This window comes from Faecalibacterium sp. I4-3-84, from assembly GCF_023347255.1.
GTDB lineage: Bacteria > Bacillota > Clostridia > Oscillospirales > Ruminococcaceae > Faecalibacterium > Faecalibacterium taiwanense.
Genome location: NZ_CP094466.1, coordinates 249,911 through 265,561 on the forward strand (window position 1 = coordinate 249,911; position 15,651 = coordinate 265,561).

Sequence of the window (15,651 nt, forward strand, 5' to 3'; positions counted from 1 at the left end):
ATAGGAGAATATGAATCATGATGAAGAAAGTCACAAAAGCTGTCATCCCTGCTGCTGGCCTTGGCACCCGCGTGCTGCCCGCCACCAAAGCTATGCCCAAGGGTATGCTGCCCATCGTGGACAAGCCTGCCATCCAGTATCTGGTGGAAGAAGCTGTGCGTTCCGGCATCACCGATATCCTCATCATTCTGGGCCGCAACCAGAGCATCATTGAGGATCACTTCGACCGCAGCCCTGAGCTGGAAGAAAAGCTGGCAAAGCCCGGCAAGGAAAAGGCGCTGGAAGAGTGCCTTAGCATCGCCAACATGGCAAACATCTTCTTTGTGCGCCAGAAGCAGACGTTGGGTCTGGGCCATGCTGTGAACACCGCCAAGGCCTTCACCGGCGATGATCCCTTTGTTGTCATCTACGGCGATGACGTGATCTGGGGCGAGGACCCGGTCTGTGCTCAGCTGATCCGCGCCTACGAGGAGTTCGGCCGCCCGGCGGCAGGCGTTTCCGCAGTGCCATGGGAAGATGTGAGCCGGTACTGCAGCCTGAAGACCACCCCCATCCACGACAACTATTTCTTTGTGGACGACATGATCGAGAAGCCCAAGAAGGGACAGGAGTTCAGCAACTACTCCATTCTGGGCCGTGTGCTGCTGACCCCGGAGATCTACGATATCCTTGCCCACACCAAGCCCGGCGCAGGCGGCGAGATCCAGCTGACCGATGCCATGGCCGAGTATGCCCGCACCCGCGGCGGCATGACGGCCGTAGAGTTCACCGGCAAGCACTACGACATGGGCAACAAGCTCAAGGTGGTGGAAGCTCAGGTGGAGCTGGCCCTGCAGCATCCGGAGATCGGCGAAGAATTCCGCGCTTACCTGAAGGAGTTCTGCAAGACACTGTAACTTATCCTGAAAATAAAAGATCCTCCGGCAGACCTGTCGGAGGATCTTTTTTATTGTTTACCCATTTACCTGACTGGGGTGCTTCTGCGGCGGCATCTTGGTAAAGAGCGCCTTCAGCACCAGCGGAGTTGCCACGCTGGACACCACGATCAGCAGGATCACAGCGGTAAAGTAGACCGAGTCCACCACACCGACATCCAGGCCCTTCTGGGCCACGATCAGTGCCACCTCGCCGCGGGTCATCATGCCAACGCCGACCTTGAGGGAGTCGCCCCAGCTGAAGCGGCAGATCTTGGCCGCAAGGCCGCAGCCGATGATCTTGGTGATAAGTGCTACAATGACGAAGCAGACACAGAACAGGAAGATTTCCGGCGTCAGGCCGCTGATGTCGGTCTTCAAGCCGATGGATGCAAAGAAGATGGGCGCAAAAATGATATAATTGCTGATATCCACGCGGCGCTCCACGTAGGAGGCATCGTCCATGGTGCACAGAACGATACCGGCGATATAGGCACCGGTGATATCTGCAATACCGAAGTATTCCTCGGCGATGTAGGCCATGGCAAAGCAGAACGCCATGCTCACGATGGTGATGCGCTGGGTGTGGGGATTGCGCTTGTCCAGCCATGTCATAGCAAAGTGAGCCACAACGCCCACGCCCACGGCAGTGGCAAAGAACAGCACCGTATTGATGAGCACCTTGCCCAGACCCGTGCCGGTGCCGGAGCTTGCGCCCAGCACGCAGGTGAGGACTACGATGCCGATGACATCATCAATGACGGCGGCACTGACGATGGTGGTACCGAGAAAGCTCTTCAGGTGGCCCATCTCCTGCAGGGTTGCCACCGTAATGGACACGCTGGTGGCGGTCATGATGGTGCCGATGAACAGGGCACGGTAGAACTCAGGGCTGCCCACGGCAGAGAAGCCGTAGAACGCACTGTACAGCAGGGTGCCGCCCACCAGCGGAACGGCTACGCCCACGCAGGCGATCAGGGTGGCGATGGGGCCGGCTTTGATCAGTTCCTTCAGATTGGTGCCAAGGCCCGTGGTGAACATCAGCATGACCACGCCGATCTCCGCAAAGGTGGAGATGGCGTCACTGGTCTGCACGAGGTTCAGGATGCACGGACCGATGATCAAACCGGCAAGGATCTCACCCACCACCTGCGGGGCCTTGCACTTGCGGGCCACCAGGCCAAAGAACTTTGCGCTGAGGATGATGATTGCCAGGTTACGGAAAACCGAATACACAAAGAATCCTTCCTTTACTATAAAATTCCCAGAACCATATATACATTCCTTTCGAAGACGGATAACAGAGAGCAGAGAGACGGCCGATCCCCGGCTGCTTTGCCGTTCATCCATTGAAAGCGACTATATTATAGTCCTCTTTCACAAAAAAATCAAAATATTTTTTATTATATCTTTTTTCGGAAAAAGCTTGACAGAATCCACATAGCTTGCTATAATAAGTTGCTGTCTGAACAGACACGCCGCACACAAGACGCGATGCCGCGTTTTGTGTGTACCCTTGGTCCTGTGATTGCAGGATCCTTAAGTCCAAAAGGAGGTGCTACAAAATGGCAAAGTACGAAACCATGCTGATTACCAGCGCCGCTCTCGACGAGGAGGCTACCGCCGCTCTGGTTGGTAAGTTCAAGTCCCTGATCGAGGCTAACGGTACGATCGATTCCATCGACGAGTGGGGCAAGCGCCGTCTGGCCTACCCCATCAACGACGAGGAGGAAGGCGTTTACACCGTGATCGACTTCACCAGCGAGCCCAGCTTCCCCGCTGAGCTGGACCGTGTGTACAAGATCACTGAAGGCGTTATGCGCAGCCTGATCATTGCTCACGAGGAGTAATTCTTCTGTGACAGAAAGGGAGACCGTAAAATGTTGAATGTTGTTGCCATCATGGGCCGTCTTGTGGCGGATCCCGAACTGCGCACCACCCCGCAGGGTACCAATGTGTGCAGCTTCCGCATTGCCTGTGACCGCAATTTTGCGCGTCAGGGCGAGCAGCGTCAGGCCGATTTTATCGATATCGTTGCATGGCGTCAGCAGGCCGAGTTTGTTTGCAAGTATTTCCAGAAGGGCAGTCTGATCGCCATTGAAGGCAGTCTTCAGACCCGCCAGTATCAGGATAAGAACGGCAACAACCGCACCGCTGTGGAAGTGGTAGCCAACAATATCAACTTTGCAGGCTCCAAAAACAGCAATGCAGGCGGCGGAGCAAATTATCAGAATAATTCTGCTCCCGCCTACCAGAACGCAGCGCCTGCCCGCCCGGCCGCTGTGGAGGCAGCTCCCAGCTACTCTGCCGGCAGTGCAGACGACTTCGCCGTCATCGACGACAGCGACGACCTGCCGTTCTGACACGAAACGGTCAATCCGTTAAAAATCCAATAGGAGGTAATAAGCAATGGCTTTTGAAAGAACCGAAGGCTCTCGCCCCGCACGCCCCATGCGTCGCGGCCGCAAGAAGGTTTGCAGCTTCTGTGTCGATCGCATCGACACCATCGATTACAAGGACGTGCCCCGTCTGCGTAAGTACGTCTCTGAGCGTGCAAAGATCATTCCCCGCCGTGTGACCGGCACCTGCGCTTATCATCAGCGCGCACTGACCATCGCCATCAAGCGTGCTCGTCACGTTGCTCTGATGCCCTACGTCAGCGACTAATCAAAATAATCAAACCCGATCAGAATAATCAGCAATCAGCAAAGCGCTCTCACCGATGACAAGGTGAAAGCGCTTTTTTGTCTTTTCCTTCCGGCCCGGATGTGCTATACTGAGTTCAGGGCGCGCTTTATTTTTTCTGAGGAGGTTTTCTGTCATGAAAAAACGGTATCTTAGACTTGCGGCGCTGACGGCCGGTGTGCTGCTGGCCGCACAGACCGGTCTTTCCGCTGCTGCGCTTTCTACCTTTGATGCAGCATACTACGCTGCACAGTATCCGGATGTTGCAGCCGTATGCGGCAATGACGAAGATGCGCTGCTGCGTCATTATCTGGACCACGGCATTGACGAAGGCCGCAAACCTTCTGCGGACGGCATTGCCGGTGATGACGAGCTTTCTTTGACCGAAGCGCAGTTTTCTTCCATCTGGTCGCCGGTAGCCATCAACAAGCTGGCCCACTACAAGTCTCTCAAGCGCAAATGCACCGATGAGGAGTTTGCGCAGGCATATCAGGAAGCGCTGAAGGTGGTCACACCGCTGGCGCTCATGAGCCGGGAAGATCAGCTTTACGGCATTGCCTCTGCCCTGCGTGCGGTGGTGGATGATGGCTCCATGGCTTACTCTATGGAAGCCAACCATTACAACGACCCCTACGGTTATTTTGTACTGCGCACAGCATCCTGTGCCGGGTGTGCCCGGGCCACCGCTCTGTGTCTGGACATTCTGGGCATCCCCTATGAGCATGTGAACGAGAACCAGTACAGCCACCAGTGGTGCCGCGTGCCCATGGAGGACGGCAGCTACTGGATCTGTGATGCGTTTGGCCTGTACTGCGGCCCGGAACCCGAACCCTATCAGCACCCGTATTTTTGAAAAAGCGGATAAACCATTTCAAAACCATGCAATGCCCGGCAGGCTGTGTTATCTGCCGGGCATTGTTTTTTCCTTTCTCCTTTTATAAAACCACTGCTCTATGTCGAAAAGTTACAAATCGGTACGGTTTTACCGGTTGTTTCTGATTTGTACCGGGAATTTGCGGAACTGTCGGCACATTTTGATTTGTACGCAATTCAATCTGCACAAAAGCAGCTCAGAATGCTATGCAATTTTCACGAAAACACTTTTGGGTTATTGATTTTTTATACAAATTATGCCATACTATAGTCACTGAAAACGTTCCCGACAACGTTCCCGAATCTATTACCGAAAGTGAGGTACTCCGACAAAATGCCGAATCTGACCATTAAGGACATTGCCCGGATCAGCGGCTGCTCGGTAAGCACCATTTCTCGTGTCATCAACGACCGGCCTGATGTCCGGCCCGAGACCAAGGAGCATGTACTCAAGGTAATGCGGGAGGCCGGGTTCGTGCCCAACACCAATGCACGGCAGCTGAAGATCCAGCAGTCCCGCAGTCTGGTGTTCGTGGTCAAAGGCACCCGCAATCTCTTCTTCTCGGACTTCTTAGTCCAACTGCAGCGGGCCGCCACCTTGTATGGCTACAATGGCATCGTTTCCTATTTGGATGAAAACGCCAACGAGATCGATGCCGCCGAAAAGATCCTGCGGGAGATCAAGCCCAAAGGTATGATCTTTCTGGGCGGCAGCGTAGCCAACTTCAAAAAAGGCTTTGCCAACATCACAGTCCCCTCGGTGCTGACCACCCTGGTCTCCGACGAGCTGGACTTTCCCAATCTTTCCATGGTGGGCGTGGATGACCGCGCTGCAGCCTACGCTGCTGTGGACTACCTCATCCAGCAAGGGCATCGTAAGATCGCAGTGCTGGGCGGTCCGGTCACCAGTTATCCCAGCGTGATGCGCCGCGAGGGTGCACAGCAGGCGATGCGGGAGGCAGGTATCCTGTTCAGCGACAAGCTGTACGGCCTGTCCAACTACGATTTTGAGTCTGCCTATCATGCCGTGAACAGCCTGCTGGCCCGCCGGGCCGACTTCACCGCCCTGTTCGCCATGAGCGATGTGATCGCCTTAGGTGCCATCCGCGCGCTGGTGAGCGCCGGGCTGCGGGTGCCGGAGGATGTTTCGGTGATCGGCTTTGACGGCATCACGATGTCCCGTTACTGTGTGCCTGTTCTGACTACCGTTGTGCAGCCCAGTGAACAGATCTCGCTGCAGAGCATTGAGTTGCTGGTGCGGCAGATCGAGCACGGTGCCCCGGCCCAGACCATCACCTTGCAGCCGGAGTTGCAGCAGGGCGAAAGCGTAAGAGCCATCTGAAAAACTCCTTCCACCGCTGACGCGGTCCCCCTCCCTCACGGAGGGAGGCTTTGGCAGTACGGTAGGTTTCACCTCTTCGCCAGAGGCTCCCTCTTTGAGGGAGCTGGCACGACGCAAGTCGTGACTGAAGGAGTTTCCTAATTTGTTTTCCCTCCGTCAGGGGACGGAGATTTTGAAATAGTTTATTTTTAATAAGAAGGAGAACTTATTATGAAGAAAATGATCACTCGTCGTAACTTCCTGAAGGCCGCTGGCGTTTCCGCCGCTGCTCTGGGTCTGGCTGCCTGCGGCGGCTCCTCCAGCAGCACCGCTTCCTCTGCTGCCAGTTCTACCGCTGCTTCCAGCACCGCTGCAAAGGCAGACGGCAAGGTCTACTACCTGAACTTCAAGCCCGAGCAGGATCAGGATTGGCAGGATCTGGCCGCTGAGTACACCAAGGAGACCGGCGTGCCTGTGACCGTTGTCACCGCCGCTTCTGGCCAGTACGAGACCACCCTGATGAGCGAGATGGAGAAGAGCGAGGCTCCCACCCTGTTCCAGGTGAACGGCCCTGTTGGTCTGGCAAACTGGAAGGATTACTGCTATGATCTGTCCGGCAGCCAGCTGTACGGTGAGCTGACCAGCGACTCTTTCGCACTGAAGGATGGCGACGCTGTGGCTGCCATCGCCTACGTCCTCGAGACCTACGGCATCATCTACAACAAGGAACTGCTGACCGCCGCTGGCTATACCCAGGACGACATCAAGGGCTTTGCCGATCTGAAGAAGGTCGCTGACGATATTCAGGCACGCAAGGCTGAGCTGGGCGTGGACGGTGCTTTCACTTCTGCCGGCATGGACAGTTCTTCTGACTGGCGCTTCAAGACCCATCTGGCAAACCTGCCCATCTACTACGAGTACAAGGCAGACGGCATCAGCTCTACCGACGCCATCAAGGGCACCTATCTGGACAACTACAAGCAGATCTGGGATCTGTACATCACCGATTCCACCTGTGACCCCACCCTGCTGGCTTCCAAGACCGGCAACGACGCTGTGGCTGAGTTTGTGGGCAAGAAGGCTGTGTTCTACCAGAACGGCACTTGGGCTTACAATGACGTGAAGGATCTGGGCGACGACAACCTGGGTATGCTGCCCATCTACATCGGCGTGGATGGCGAGGAGAATCAGGGCCTGTGCACCGGTTCCGAGAACTTCTGGTGCGTGAACAACAACTCTTCTGATGCCGATATTCAGGCTACTCTGGACTTCCTGTACTGGTGCGTCACCTCTGAGGCCGGCACCAGCGCGATGGCTGACAAGATGGGCTTCGTCATCCCCTTCAAGAAGGCTAAGGACTCCACCAACCCCCTGATCACCATTGCAAACCAGTATGTGGCCGACGGCAAGACCAGTGTGGACTGGTGCTTCTCCACCATGCCTTCCGAGGAGTGGAAGAACGGCGTGGGCAGCGCTCTGACCGCTTACGCAGCAGGCACCGGCGACTGGGACGGCGTTGTGACCGCCTTCGTTGATGGCTGGGCTAAGGAATACAAGCTGGCAAACGGCTAAGCTCCTGATCGGTCTATAAAAAAGAACTGAACAGGGAGGCGGGCGAAGAAGTTCGCCCCGCCTCCCCTTTTTTGTTAACCACTCCGCATATAGGAGGTACATCATGCAAAAAGCCATCAGCAAATATTGGCCGGTGTTCGTGCTGCCCACGCTGCTCGCGTTCATCATCGGCTTTATCTGGCCCTTCATCTGGGGCATTTACCTTTCGTTCCAGCGGTTCACTACTGTTAGCAAGACCACCTTTGTGGGCATCCAGAACTACATCAACGTATTTCAGGATTCCACCTTCCTGCATGCCTTCGGCTTTACCGCAGCGTTCACTGTAGTATCCACCGTGCTCATCAACGTCTGCGCCTTTGCCATTGCGCTGGTGCTCACCCGCGGCATCCGCGGCACCAACATCTTCCGTACCGTCTACTTCATGCCCAACCTGATCGGCGGCATCCTGCTGGGCTACATCTGGCAGATCCTGCTCAACGGTGTGCTGGCCAACCTGCAGAAACCTCTGCTGGCGCTGGATGCCAAGGCCGGTTTCGTCGGTTTGGTCATCCTGATGTGCTGGCAGCAGATCGGCTACATGATGATCATTTACGTTGCCGGCCTGCAGAGCGTGCCCGGCGACCTGATCGAAGCCGCCAAGATCGACGGTGCCAACGACCGCGAGATCCTGTTCAAGATCAAAATTCCCATGGTTATGCCCAGCGTGACCATCTGCACCTTCCTGACCCTGACCAACAGCTTCAAGCTGTTCGACCAGAACGTTGCCCTGACCGCAGGCGAACCCGCCAACGCCAGTGAAATGCTGGCCCTGAACATCTACAACACCTTCTATGGCCGTTCCGGTGCCCAGTGGAAGGGCATTGGTCAGGCGAAGGCTGTGGTGTTCTTCCTGATCGTCGTGGTCATTTCTCTGATCCAGCTCCACTTTACCCGTTCCAAGGAGGTGCAGCAGTAATGCCTAAACAGAAAAAAATGTGGGATAACATCCTCACCGTCATCATGACGCTGCTGAGTCTGCTGTGGATCTACCCCATCGTGCTGATCCTGCTGAACAGCTTGAAGGTCGAGGGCAGCTTTACCACCTCCACCGTGTTCAAGCTGCCCACCGCCGAGACCTTTGCGGGCCTGAGCAACTACGTTTACGGTGTCACCAAGATGGGCTTCCTTTCCAGCCTTGGCTACAGCCTTGTCATCACCGTTACCAGTGTGGCGCTGATCCTGCTGTGCTGCTCCATGACCGGTTGGTACCTCACCCGCGTGAACAATAAGCTGAGCAAGTTCATGAACCTGCTGATCGTGTTCTCCATGGTCGTGCCCTTCCAGATGGTCATGTTCACCCTGTCCAAGACCGCTGACCAGCTCAAGCTGAACACCCCGTGGGACATCTGCATCATCTATCTGGGCTTCGGTGCCGGTCTGGCCGTGTTCATGTTCACCGGCTTCATGAAGAGCGTGCCCATGGAAATTGAGGAAGCGGCCATGATCGACGGCTGCAACCCCATTCAGATCTTCTTCAAGGTCGTATTCCCCATCCTCAAGCCCACCATGATCTCCACCGCCATCCTCGAGACCATGTGGGTGTGGAACGACTACCTGCTGCCCACTCTGGTGCTGGACATCAAGAAATACCGCACCATTCCCATGGCCATCCAGTACTTCCGCGGCGGCTACGGCCGTGTGGAGCTGGCTCCCATGATGGCCTGCATCATCATTGCCATTATCCCCATCATCATCCTGTACATGACCTGCCAGAAGTACATCATCGAGGGCGTGGTTGCAGGTGCCGTGAAGGGCTAAGGAGGTGCGCACACTATGCGTGCAAGCGGCATTCTGATGCCCGTTTTCAGTCTGCCGGGGCCTTTTGGCATCGGTACGCTGGGAAAAGAGGCCTTTGCATTCGTGGATTTTCTGGCCGATGCAAAGCAGACCTACTGGCAGATCCTGCCCATCGGCCCCACCGGCTACGGCGACAGCCCTTACCAGAGCTTCTCCGCCTTTGCCGGAAATCCCTATTTTATCGATTACCGCCTGCTGGCTGCGGACGATTTGCTGACCGCCGACGAGATCCCCGCTGAAAAGCCGGTCGGTTCTGTCGACTACGGTGCCCTTTACAACGAGCGGCCTGTGATCCTGAAAAAGGCAGCCGACCGCCTGCTGGCAGCCCCCTCCCCCTCCTATGAAGCCTTCTGCGAGGCGCAGAGCTTCTGGCTGGAGGATTACGCCCTGTTTATGGCTGTCAAGGCCGAACAGGGGCAGGCCGGCCTTGCCGACTGGCCGGATGACCTGCGCTGCCGCAAACCGGAAGCCATTGCTGCCGCAAAACAGCGTCTCGCCGGTGCGGTGGATTACTACAAGGCGGTGCAATTCTTCTTCTACACCCAGTGGAACGCCCTGAAGGCTTACGCCAACGGCAAGGGCGTCCGTCTGGTGGGCGATATTCCCATCTATGTCAGCCCGGATTCCAGCGATCTGTGGACCCACCCGGAGCTGTTCCAGACCGACGGAGAAATGCATCTGACCCAGGTGGCCGGATGCCCGCCGGACGCCTTTGCAGCAGACGGCCAGCTGTGGGGCAACCCCCTGTATGACTGGCCCACGCACAAAGCCACCGGCTTTGCGTGGTGGAAGCAGCGCATGAAGCACGCCACCTCCATTTACGATGTGGTGCGCATCGACCACTTCCGCGGCTTCGAGAGCTATTACTCCATTCCCGCCGGGAACAAAACGGCGACGGGCGGTCACTGGGAAAAAGGCCCTGACCGCGATTTTATCAACGCCATGCATGAAAACCTTGGCGAGGGCGGCATCATTGCCGAGGATCTTGGCTACCTGACCCCGGAGGTCAAGGCCATGCTTTCTGCCAGCGGCTACCCGGGCATGAAGATCATGCAGTTTGCCTTTGACAGCCGGGAATCCGGCAATTACCTGCCCCACACCTACCACCGCAACAGCGTGGTGTACACCGGCACCCACGACAATGTGACCACCGAAGGCTGGCGTACCAACGCCAGTGCCGAGGATGTGGCCTATGCCTGCCGCTACCTGCGCTGCCAGCCGGAAGAGCTGACCGAGGCCATGATCTGTGCCTGCCTTGCCAGTGTATCGGATACCGCTGTGATCCCTCTGGCGGACTGGCTGCATCTGGGCAGTGAGGCCCGCATCAACACTCCCAGCACCCAAGGCTCCAACTGGCAGTGGCGGCTCACCTGTCCCTTGCCGGAAGCACTGGCCGGACACATTGCGCAGCTGACCGTGCTCTACGAACGGGCACAGTAATTCCCCGATCATTTTCTCCTCGTAAAAGCGTCTGCACCCGGAATGTGCAGGCGCTTTTGTTTTTTCTACAGAACATTTTTTCAGGACCAGATTATGGACATATTGCGCATTTTTGGGCTGACATCCGTGATTTTGCCGCCTTTCTGTAACAGTTTATTCACAAATGTATCATGATTTTGCGCATCTCTGCTCTTGTTATTTGGACACAGTTATGTTACAATTCAGATAGTATTATTGTCTGCCTTTGTGCAGATTCCACTACGGAAAGGAGTTCTTCCACCATGGATCATCCCAATCAGAATACCATGCTTTTACCGGCTTCCTATGCCGTTATCTCCGAAGAGGAAATGACCTATCTGGATGGCGGTCAGTCCATCTACCTTGGCTCAGCCTTTAATCACGATATTTATTTCAACACCGATCAGTTTGCTACATTCTGCCAGAATGCAGCGATCAACCTGTTCGTGCTGATGACCAACTATTCCTTCCGGTACATCGCAGGCCGTGTGCAGTCCGGTCTGTCGAATGGTCTGAGCCTGTCCGGCACCTTCTATCACACTTGGGATAAGATGAACACCTGGAGCCGTATCGCTTCTGTGGGCGTTGCCGGTCTGGCCGGTGTCTATGTCTATTCGCAGGTCATGAACGTCATTCGTACCGTTACAAGCATCTACGATCAGATCGTGAACCCCATGCCGAGCTTTGATGCCGCTCAGGCCGAGGAAACCGCTGCCGCCTGAGTTTGATTCCATTCCCGGAACGATCTTGTCAGAAAGGAGCTTTCTCCATGAAAAACCTTCAGATGCCGCATTCATACATTTCTGTTTCCGAAGAAGAGCTGCGCAGCATTTCCGGCGGCGGGCCGCTGGGCGATGCGTTGGATCTTTTCTTCAGCAATCTGCGTCTGGACGATCTTTTCTTTAGCGGCGGATTGATCTCACTTTCTTTCACCTTTGTGCCCATGCTGCTGTTCAATGTGGTAAAGACAGGCTTCAACTTCGTGGTGAGCGCCTACGATACCATCGCAGACCTGTTCCATTTTTCCCACGAGGAGCGGGACATGGTGCAGTATATCTCGGATCAGCAGCGCCGGGAAGAAGAGAAAGAGCAGGCTCAGTCCGCTCCCGGCCCGAAACCGGTTTTCTGAACCTTCCCAGCAGTATAAAGCATAGCAAAAAACGCATCTGCAAAATCTTGCAGATGCGTTTTTGTTTTCAGATCGCTTTCACTGCCCCCTGCTCCCGCAGACGCAGAATGTAGCAGCTGCCCTTGCCGAATACCCGCTCGATCTCGCTGTGATAGCGTTCCAGCAGGCTCTGGGGAACATACGCCTGAATGGTGCCTGCAAAGCCGCCGCCCTGCATCCGCCAGGCTCCCGTGCTGCCCTGCAGGATACTCTGGCTCAGCGCCAGTGCCACCGAAAGCCCCTGATGCCGCACATCGGTGCTGCAGTAGACATTCTGGCATAGCGCAAAGGATGCGCGTCCGCTTTCCAGCACCAGCGCTGCAAAGGCAGCAAACTGTCCGGCCTGCAGCGCATCCCTCTGGGCAAGGGTGCGAGCGTTCTCTTCAAAATAGTGGATGGCGCGCAGCACCGCGCGGTCGCCGCAGGCTTTGCGCAGTGCAGGCAGTGCTGCCCAGAATGCGCTCTCCGTCACCTGTCCCAGCACCTTTTTGCCAAGAAACGCTGCGATCTGCTCCATCTCCTGCCGGATGGCTGCAAACTCACCGGTCAATTCGCTGTGGCTGCCGCGCGTATCGGTAACGCACAGGCTCATGCCCGGCGGCAGCAGGCCGTCGGCGTGGATCTTTTCCAGAACCGGCTGCTGGGGATCTGCAAAATCCGCAAAGATAATGCCGCCCACTGCGCTGGTCAGCTGATCCAGCAGGCCGCTGGGCTTGCCAAAATAGGTATTCTCCGCATACTGACAGATCTTTGCCAGCTCCGCCGGGGCCAGACCGCAGCCATATTCTCCGTTCCAGATGGCAGCCATGCCCATTTCAAAGGCAGCAGAGCTGGAAAGGCCGCTGCCGCGCAGCACATCACTGGCCGTGTATGCATCAAAGCCGCCCACCGCTTTGCCTGCCGCGCGGAAGCCCTCGGCAATGCCGCGGATCAGGCTGGCCGAGTGGGTGCTCTCCCCTTCCTGCGGCCCCTCCACGGTCAGGTCGATCACATCCAGCTTGTTGAACCCGCGGGATTTGACCCGCACGTAGCCGTCTGTATTGTGCGCAGCCACGGCCACAAGATCCAGCGTGACAGCCGCCGCAAGGCCATAACCGTGCTGGTGGTCGGTGTGGTTACCGCCCAGCTCTGCGCGGCCCGGTGCCGAATAAACCTGCACCTGCCTGCCCGGCCCAAAGTATAGCTCAAACTGTTCCAGCGCAGCACAGTAGCGTGCCCGCTGCCGACAGATCTCCTGCGCCGCATCGCCATACAGTGCCCGGAGCTTATCGTCCCATTTGCCCGCCGCGATCTCATTTCGGAGCTGCGCACTGTCTGCCATAACGATTCCTCCCTGAATATGCTGCTTTGGGATAGATGGGTTGTTACGTCTATTGTAATGCATCCAGCCGCTTTTTTCAATTTCCAACGTAGAAAAAGCGCGAATTTTGGCACCCAGTTCAAAGAATAAGATGTACTTTTGTTGAATTTGCGGGCAGGTGTGTGGTATACTATACCAAAGATCGGGCACAAAGCTGCCCGCAACGTGACAGAGCGGAGGAAACGCGGCTATGGCAGATGTATATAAGCAATCCTTCAAACAAAATTATACCAATAATATTGAGCTTTCCATCTTCAATTGCGGCATCGAACGCTGTGCTCCGGGCCAAACATGGGGGCCGGGTATCCGCGACCATTACCTGATCCATCTGGTACTTTCCGGCAAGGGCGTATTCGAGGTGGGCGGACGCACCTGGGAAGTGAGCCAGGGTCAGCTGTTTTTTGCCCGGCCAAGCCAGCTGATCCGGTATACTGCCGATGAGCAGCAGCCTTGGGAGTACAGCTGGGTAGGCTTCAACGGTGCGTGTGCCCACAAACTGGCCGCACAGCTCCCTTTCACCGACGACTCGCCGGTGCATCACACCCACGACCCCGATGGGATGCGTGCCGCTCTGGCCAACATTTATTCATCCCGCGGGCTGCAGCCGCAGGATGAAGCCGCCATGGTGGGCTACCTTTATCTCTTCATCGCCTCTCTGATGAAGGAGACCAGCGCTGGCAAGCCGCACACGGCTTCCTCTTCCAGCCAGTATGTGCTCAACGCCATCAAGTACATCCAGTTCAATTATTCACACGATATTTCCATTGATGATGTGGCAAAAAGCGTAGGTGTCTCCCGCAGCCACCTGTACCGCGTGTTCATGCTGAACGTAGGCAAAAGCCCCATCGATTACCTTACCGAATACCGCATCAACGAAGCCTGCAAGCTGCTGCGCGCAGGCAACCTTTCCATTGCCGAGGTCGCGGTGTCGGTAGGCTTCTTTGACCAGTTCTATTTCTCGCGGGTATTCAAGCGCGCCAAGGGCGTGCCGCCCAGCAAGTATTTTGCGGCGCAGGCTGATGCTCCCGCCGACGGCCCCGACCACCAGTAAAGGAGACCCTTCATGCCCTTACAGAAAAATCAAGTTCTCACCCTGCGCGTAGAGCGTCTTTCCAGCGATGGCAGCGGCGTAGCACACAGCCCCGACGGTGAGACCGTGTTTATTCCCGGTGCCGCCCCCGGCGACGAAGCCCGGGTGCGTATCGTTAAGGACTGCAAGCGCTACGCCTTCGGTATTCTGGACGAGGTGCTCACTCCTTCGCCGGACCGTATCCCGGTGGATTGTGCCGTGGCAGGCCCCTGCGGCGGCTGCAGCCTGCGGCATCTGGACTATGCTGCCGAGCTGCGCGCCAAGCAGGAGAATGTTGCAGATGCCTTTGCCCGCATCGGAGGATTGGATGTGCCTGTGCTGCCCATTGTGGGTTCGCCGGAAGTGAACCGCTACCGCAATAAGGTGCAGTTCCCGGTGGGCGTGGACAAAAGCGGTAAGCCCTGTATCGGCTTCTACGCCGGGCGCACCCACCGTATCGTCCCCTGCCCGGACTGCCGCCTGCAGCCCGGTGTGCTGAATGAGATCGGCAACGCATTGTGTGCTTTTTTTGCAGAAAAGGGCATCCAGCCGTACAGCGAGGAGACCGGCAGGGGCCTTGTGCGTCATATCTTTCTGCGTCGCGGCACTCACAGCGGCCAGATCATGGTCTGCCTTGTCTGCACCTGTGCCAAGCTGCCCTGCGCCGAGGAGCTTTGTACCCGGCTGAAAGCTCAATTTGCAGAGATCACCACGATCCTGCTGAACGTAAATGCAAAAAACACCAACGTGATCCTTGGCACCGAGACCCACACTCTGTACGGCCCGGGCTATATTGAGGACACCCTGTGCGGCGTTCCGGTGCAGCTTGGCCCGCTTTCCTTCTATCAGGTCAATACCCTTGCTGCCGAGCAGCTTTACGGCATTGCCGCCCAGTATGCTCAGCTTACCCCGGACGACCTGCTGCTGGACCTCTACTGCGGCATGGGCACCATTGGTCTTTCCATGGCAGCGCACTGCCGTGAGCTGATCGGTGTGGAGATCGTACCGGAAGCCATTGAAAGTGCCAAGGCTAACGCTGCCCGCATGGGTGCAGATGTGGCCGCAAAGAGCCGATTTTTCTGCGCAGATGCCGGTCAGGCCGCCACCCGCCTTGCCGCTGAGGGCCTTCACCCGGACATCGTAATGCTGGATCCACCCCGCAAGGGCTGCGACGAAGCCACCCTTTCCGCCGTGGTGCGCATGGCTCCCCGCCGGGTGGTCTACGTCAGCTGCAACCCCGCCACCGCCGCAAGAGATGCTGCATGGCTGGAACAAAATGGATATCACGCAGAGAAGGTGCAGCCGGTGGATCTGTTTCCAAGAACACGGCATTGCGAGGTTGTGAGTTGTTATACCAAAATGATGTAACAAACGCAACCCTCAAGCCATTGCGAA

The 15,651-nt window shown here is 56.5% G+C and carries 16 protein-coding genes; 14 read left to right on the plus strand and 2 right to left on the minus strand.

What is annotated here, in order from left to right; genetic code table 11:
* Positions 1-20: 20 nt before the first annotated feature.
* The gene (locus tag MTP41_RS01220; RefSeq protein ID WP_249236540.1) at positions 21-896 is read left to right on the plus strand and encodes a UTP--glucose-1-phosphate uridylyltransferase; all 876 of its coding nucleotides are present in this window, start codon (positions 21-23) and stop codon (positions 894-896) included.
* Positions 897-953: 57 nt separating this feature from the next.
* Here MTP41_RS01220 and MTP41_RS01225 read toward each other — a convergent pair whose 3' ends face one another.
* The gene (locus MTP41_RS01225) at positions 954-2,150 is read right to left on the minus strand and encodes a cation:proton antiporter (protein ID WP_249236007.1); all 1,197 of its coding nucleotides are present in this window, start codon (positions 2,148-2,150) and stop codon (positions 954-956) included.
* 329 nt (positions 2,151-2,479) lie between these two features.
* Between MTP41_RS01225 and rpsF the strand changes: the two genes are divergently transcribed.
* From rpsF to MTP41_RS01280, 11 genes are all read left to right on the plus strand, one after another.
* On the plus strand, positions 2,480-2,764 hold the full coding sequence (gene rpsF, locus MTP41_RS01230) for a 30S ribosomal protein S6 (RefSeq protein WP_005938979.1): 285 nt from the start codon (positions 2,480-2,482) through the stop codon (positions 2,762-2,764).
* Between the two features lie 30 nt (positions 2,765-2,794).
* A complete protein-coding gene (locus MTP41_RS01235; protein WP_118528801.1) occupies positions 2,795-3,277 on the plus strand; it encodes a single-stranded DNA-binding protein in 483 nt (160 codons plus the stop codon).
* A gap of 46 nt (positions 3,278-3,323) precedes the next feature.
* Positions 3,324-3,581: a 30S ribosomal protein S18 gene (gene rpsR / locus MTP41_RS01240; protein ID WP_015538096.1), complete on the plus strand. Its 258-nt coding sequence runs from the start codon at positions 3,324-3,326 to the stop codon at positions 3,579-3,581.
* 154 nt (positions 3,582-3,735) lie between these two features.
* The gene (locus MTP41_RS01245) at positions 3,736-4,452 is read left to right on the plus strand and encodes a hypothetical protein (protein ID WP_249236008.1); all 717 of its coding nucleotides are present in this window, start codon (positions 3,736-3,738) and stop codon (positions 4,450-4,452) included.
* A 354-nt stretch (positions 4,453-4,806) separates the two neighbouring features.
* Complete coding sequence (locus MTP41_RS01250) at positions 4,807-5,814, plus strand: LacI family DNA-binding transcriptional regulator (RefSeq protein ID WP_249236010.1); 1,008 nt, start codon at positions 4,807-4,809, stop codon at positions 5,812-5,814.
* A gap of 210 nt (positions 5,815-6,024) precedes the next feature.
* Positions 6,025-7,365, plus strand: coding sequence for an ABC transporter substrate-binding protein (locus MTP41_RS01255; RefSeq protein ID WP_097775421.1), 1,341 nt, complete (start codon positions 6,025-6,027; stop codon positions 7,363-7,365).
* Positions 7,366-7,468: 103 nt separating this feature from the next.
* Positions 7,469-8,320: a carbohydrate ABC transporter permease gene (locus MTP41_RS01260; RefSeq protein ID WP_005938991.1), complete on the plus strand. Its 852-nt coding sequence runs from the start codon at positions 7,469-7,471 to the stop codon at positions 8,318-8,320.
* Positions 8,320-9,162 (plus strand): carbohydrate ABC transporter permease, encoded by an 843-nt coding sequence (locus MTP41_RS01265; RefSeq protein WP_249236011.1) that lies wholly within the window; start codon positions 8,320-8,322, stop codon positions 9,160-9,162. The genes MTP41_RS01260 and MTP41_RS01265 overlap by 1 nt, the downstream gene beginning before the upstream one ends.
* Before the next feature lie 15 nt (positions 9,163-9,177).
* Positions 9,178-10,641 (plus strand): 4-alpha-glucanotransferase, encoded by a 1,464-nt coding sequence (malQ, locus tag MTP41_RS01270; protein WP_249236012.1) that lies wholly within the window; start codon positions 9,178-9,180, stop codon positions 10,639-10,641.
* A 281-nt stretch (positions 10,642-10,922) separates the two neighbouring features.
* Positions 10,923-11,381, plus strand: a complete 459-nt coding sequence (locus MTP41_RS01275; RefSeq protein WP_097775417.1) for a hypothetical protein — start codon at positions 10,923-10,925, stop codon at positions 11,379-11,381.
* 47 nt (positions 11,382-11,428) lie between these two features.
* Positions 11,429-11,788 (plus strand): hypothetical protein, encoded by a 360-nt coding sequence (locus MTP41_RS01280; protein WP_005939003.1) that lies wholly within the window; start codon positions 11,429-11,431, stop codon positions 11,786-11,788.
* Positions 11,789-11,855: 67 nt separating this feature from the next.
* Here the strand turns inward: MTP41_RS01280 and MTP41_RS01285 are convergent, their stop codons facing one another.
* Entirely contained in the window at positions 11,856-13,148 is a 1,293-nt protein-coding gene (locus MTP41_RS01285) for a galactokinase (RefSeq protein ID WP_249236013.1), read from the minus strand.
* Positions 13,149-13,377: 229 nt separating this feature from the next.
* Here MTP41_RS01285 and MTP41_RS01290 point away from each other — a divergent pair, with 229 nt between their 5' ends.
* Both MTP41_RS01290 and rlmD read left to right on the plus strand, forming a co-directional pair.
* Positions 13,378-14,238, plus strand: a complete 861-nt coding sequence (locus MTP41_RS01290; RefSeq protein WP_005939008.1) for an AraC family transcriptional regulator — start codon at positions 13,378-13,380, stop codon at positions 14,236-14,238.
* A gap of 12 nt (positions 14,239-14,250) precedes the next feature.
* On the plus strand, positions 14,251-15,624 hold the full coding sequence (gene rlmD, locus MTP41_RS01295; protein ID WP_249236014.1) for a 23S rRNA (uracil(1939)-C(5))-methyltransferase RlmD: 1,374 nt from the start codon (positions 14,251-14,253) through the stop codon (positions 15,622-15,624).
* Positions 15,625-15,651 lie beyond the last annotated feature (27 nt).

Bases quoted from the DNA above. Each gene is read 5' to 3' on its own strand.
- MTP41_RS01220 (WP_249236540.1), top strand. From the start codon at position 21: ATGAAGAAAGTCACAAAAGCTGTCATCCCTGCTGCTGGCCTTGGCACC.
- rpsF (WP_005938979.1), top strand. From the start codon at position 2,480: ATGGCAAAGTACGAAACCATGCTGATTACCAGCGCCGCTCTCGACGAG.
- MTP41_RS01235 (WP_118528801.1), top strand. From the start codon at position 2,795: ATGTTGAATGTTGTTGCCATCATGGGCCGTCTTGTGGCGGATCCCGAA.
- rpsR (WP_015538096.1), top strand. From the start codon at position 3,324: ATGGCTTTTGAAAGAACCGAAGGCTCTCGCCCCGCACGCCCCATGCGT.
- MTP41_RS01245 (WP_249236008.1), top strand. From the start codon at position 3,736: ATGAAAAAACGGTATCTTAGACTTGCGGCGCTGACGGCCGGTGTGCTG.
- MTP41_RS01250 (WP_249236010.1), top strand. From the start codon at position 4,807: ATGCCGAATCTGACCATTAAGGACATTGCCCGGATCAGCGGCTGCTCG.
- MTP41_RS01255 (WP_097775421.1), top strand. From the start codon at position 6,025: ATGAAGAAAATGATCACTCGTCGTAACTTCCTGAAGGCCGCTGGCGTT.
- MTP41_RS01260 (WP_005938991.1), top strand. From the start codon at position 7,469: ATGCAAAAAGCCATCAGCAAATATTGGCCGGTGTTCGTGCTGCCCACG.
- MTP41_RS01265 (WP_249236011.1), top strand. From the start codon at position 8,320: ATGCCTAAACAGAAAAAAATGTGGGATAACATCCTCACCGTCATCATG.
- malQ (WP_249236012.1), top strand. From the start codon at position 9,178: ATGCGTGCAAGCGGCATTCTGATGCCCGTTTTCAGTCTGCCGGGGCCT.
- MTP41_RS01275 (WP_097775417.1), top strand. From the start codon at position 10,923: ATGGATCATCCCAATCAGAATACCATGCTTTTACCGGCTTCCTATGCC.
- MTP41_RS01280 (WP_005939003.1), top strand. From the start codon at position 11,429: ATGAAAAACCTTCAGATGCCGCATTCATACATTTCTGTTTCCGAAGAA.
- MTP41_RS01285 (WP_249236013.1), bottom strand. From the start codon at position 13,148: ATGGCAGACAGTGCGCAGCTCCGAAATGAGATCGCGGCGGGCAAATGG.
- MTP41_RS01290 (WP_005939008.1), top strand. From the start codon at position 13,378: ATGGCAGATGTATATAAGCAATCCTTCAAACAAAATTATACCAATAAT.
- rlmD (WP_249236014.1), top strand. From the start codon at position 14,251: ATGCCCTTACAGAAAAATCAAGTTCTCACCCTGCGCGTAGAGCGTCTT.